Origin of the sequence: Francisella sp. 19S2-4 (assembly GCF_036281795.1) — a bacterium.
Classification (GTDB): domain Bacteria; phylum Pseudomonadota; class Gammaproteobacteria; order Francisellales; family Francisellaceae; genus Francisella.
In genome coordinates, this window is record NZ_JAWUZH010000083.1 from 1 (window position 1) to 2,689 (window position 2,689).

A 2,689-nucleotide genomic window follows, 5' to 3' on the forward strand; every position below is an offset into this window, starting at 1 on the left:
AATACTAATATCTGTAACATCTGTATTTTACAAAATATATCTAACAATTTGGGATATTAATTCAACAGTCTTTTTTTGATATACTTTTAATATATCAAGGCATTTTAGGGGAGTGCATTATGAATCTAAAAAAAGAAGCTGAAAGAATATATTCTATGGATATTTCTATAAAAGAAAAAATTAAGTTATTGGAACAAAATGCGGCAGATTGTTATGAAGAAATGGCAGCTGTGGAACAGAATATGCATCCAGAAATATCCCATGAAGCAGATGAAGGTCTAAGAAAAACAAATGATTATTTAAATCAATTAAAGAAAAAGCTGTAAAAAATTGAATGATTCTTAAGGAAGCTTTTGTATTTAGTTATCCTTAGGTGGGCTAGGCTAGGATATGAAAAAAATAAAAACTTTAATATATCAAAAGATTAGTAGCTTCTTATTATTTAATATCAGCCAGCCTAGGATATCGCCACTATCTGATTATAATAAATTGGTTAAACATCTAGAAGTATGCGATGTTATTCTTGTAGAAGGTAGAAGTCGAGCAGCTAGAGCTATTAGTGTAATAACAAGAAGTATTTGGACTCATTCAGCACTGTATATAGGTAATTTTGAAGAGTTGACAGAAGATATCCAAGAGTTAATCTTAAAACATAATTCCAAGTTAGGATCTGGACCACTTATTATAGAAAGTAATATTGGTGAGGGAGTTGTTATAAAGAATTTAAATATTTATGAATTAGATCACTTACGAATTTGTAGGCCAAGAAATATTTCCAAAATCCAACAAAATATAATTATTAATTATGTACTTTCTGAGTTAGGCTTACCGTATGATAATCAACAAATATTTGATTTAGCTAGATTCTTCTGCCCCTGGTGGATTTTACCAAGAAAGTGGCATTCTAGTTTATTTAATCATAATGCACAAAATCCAACAAAATTAACTTGTTCTTTACTAATTGCAACGGCATTTATCAAAGCAAAGTTTCCTATTTTACCATTGTTAGAAAAAACAACTGATGGAAAACTTAATATGCGTACTAGAAACCCTAGACTATTTGTTCCATCTGATTTTGATTATTCACCCTTCTTTGAAATTATAAAATATCCTATTGTTGAGTTTGATATCTTTAAGAATCAATATACTCTATATTAGTAATAGGTAAACCTAAATAGTTTAATGGTTCCATCACATATTCTTTTACAGCAAATAAATTACTATAATAGTGCCACATTTTATTTAAAATATATAAATTATGAGTACTTCAGAAAAGAATGATTTTATTAAACAATTCCATGCTAGGATTGATAATGGGGAATCTGTTTTTCAAGCAGTTAAAATAATTAAACAACAAACAAGAGATTTCTTTATATTAAAGTATATAAATGCTTACCAAGCAGCTAAAGCATCATTAAACTGTCTATAGAATTATTTCATTTGACAGTTCTCCAGTAATCTAAAGAATTTATTTCATCAATAATTTCTCTCACAACTTTATCTAAGAGAGGTTTTTTTTCTAGGGAATGTTTGTTTACTAGTATGTATGATACTGCTTCACTTCCTGATAAGTCTGTAAATATATGTTGGAGTTTATTAGGACTTGCTTTAACAACGGATTCTGGTAATAATCCAATTCCTAAATGTCTTTCAATTAGCATTTGTTGAAAATTAAATGTATCTATTGATGCTCTAACATTGATTTTTATTTTATGCGTCATATTAGACGTATCTTTCAGGATCCAATGATTAGGATCTTCATATTTATTGATAATACAGTGGTGTTTACTGATATCTGAAATTTTTCTTACATTTGGATGTTCATCTATATATTTTTGTGAAGCATAAATTCTTTTAATTGTTGATAGTCTCTTCTTAAGAATCCATTCTTGATCATCAATTAAATGTAGTAATTTTTCTGCTAAGACAATTACATCAATCTCATTAAATAAATGTTTTAACATTGTCCCAAAATTAGCTAATTGATATTGGGTATAAGCCTTAGCTTCCAGTGAAATGGAAGGATTTTTATTTAAGATATTTGTAATGATAGGGACGCCAAATGATTTATATATATCAGTACTATTTAAGAATCTAATATGATTATTTGCTTTTGAGGATGTCTGTGATAATTCATCGAATTTAAACTCTAAGTCATCAATTAGATGTCTAAGATTAAAAAATATTGGAGTTCCCTCATCTGTTAAATTAATTTTTCCTTTTTCTATTTTTATCAATTTAACTGATAAATGATCTTCTATTCTAGATAAACGTTTTGATATAGTAGTTCTATGTTCTCCACTTTTGTCAGATAATGCGGAAATGGATCCCAATTTGATCACATCAATAAAAACTCTAGCGTCATTTAGAAAATCAGAATACATACTTTTTTGAATTTATTTATTATCTAATTTTATTTTACTATATTGCGAGAGAATTTATTTCTTTTATAAAGTATAAATTTGACTCAACATGATGCGCATATTATTCAGATATCTTAAAAATGTTTATTAATCTTTGACATATTTATAAATATAAGCTGTTTTCGATATATCTATAATGCTTTTAAAATAAAGGTAGAAAGGTTATTTTAAGACAATGTTTTATCATAATTAAGACTGTTGAATTAATATCCCAAATTGTTAGATATATTTTGTAAAATACAGATGTTACAGATATTAGTATTTTA

4 protein-coding genes are annotated in these 2,689 nt (G+C 26.9%); 3 read left to right on the plus strand and 1 reads right to left on the minus strand.

Translation table 11 applies throughout. The features are described from left to right. The first annotated feature begins 119 nt into the window (after positions 1 to 119). The 3 genes from R8535_RS10760 (at position 120) to R8535_RS10770 (ending at position 1,429) form a co-directional block, all read left to right on the plus strand. A complete protein-coding gene (locus tag R8535_RS10760) occupies positions 120 to 326 on the plus strand; it encodes a hypothetical protein (protein ID WP_329499143.1) in 207 nt (68 codons plus the stop codon). A gap of 64 nt (positions 327 to 390) precedes the next feature. Next, positions 391 to 1,158, plus strand: a complete 768-nt coding sequence (locus tag R8535_RS10765; RefSeq protein ID WP_329499141.1) for a YiiX/YebB-like N1pC/P60 family cysteine hydrolase — start codon at positions 391 to 393, stop codon at positions 1,156 to 1,158. A gap of 100 nt (positions 1,159 to 1,258) precedes the next feature. Continuing rightward, complete coding sequence (locus R8535_RS10770; protein ID WP_329499139.1) at positions 1,259 to 1,429, plus strand: hypothetical protein; 171 nt, start codon at positions 1,259 to 1,261, stop codon at positions 1,427 to 1,429. A 7-nt stretch (positions 1,430 to 1,436) separates the two neighbouring features. Here the strand turns inward: R8535_RS10770 and R8535_RS10775 are convergent, their stop codons facing one another. Next, positions 1,437 to 2,384 carry a LysR family transcriptional regulator gene (locus tag R8535_RS10775; protein ID WP_329499137.1) on the minus strand — a complete coding sequence of 316 codons (948 nt, stop codon included), beginning with the start codon at positions 2,382 to 2,384 and terminating at the stop codon, positions 1,437 to 1,439. Positions 2,385 to 2,689 lie beyond the last annotated feature (305 nt).

Excerpts from the sequence above, each read along its gene's own strand:
- R8535_RS10775 (WP_329499137.1), bottom strand. The coding sequence starts at position 2,384 with ATGTATTCTGATTTTCTAAATGACGCTAGAGTTTTTATTGATGTGATC.
- R8535_RS10770 (WP_329499139.1), top strand. The coding sequence starts at position 1,259 with ATGAGTACTTCAGAAAAGAATGATTTTATTAAACAATTCCATGCTAGG.
- R8535_RS10760 (WP_329499143.1), top strand. The coding sequence starts at position 120 with ATGAATCTAAAAAAAGAAGCTGAAAGAATATATTCTATGGATATTTCT.
- R8535_RS10765 (WP_329499141.1), top strand. The coding sequence starts at position 391 with ATGAAAAAAATAAAAACTTTAATATATCAAAAGATTAGTAGCTTCTTA.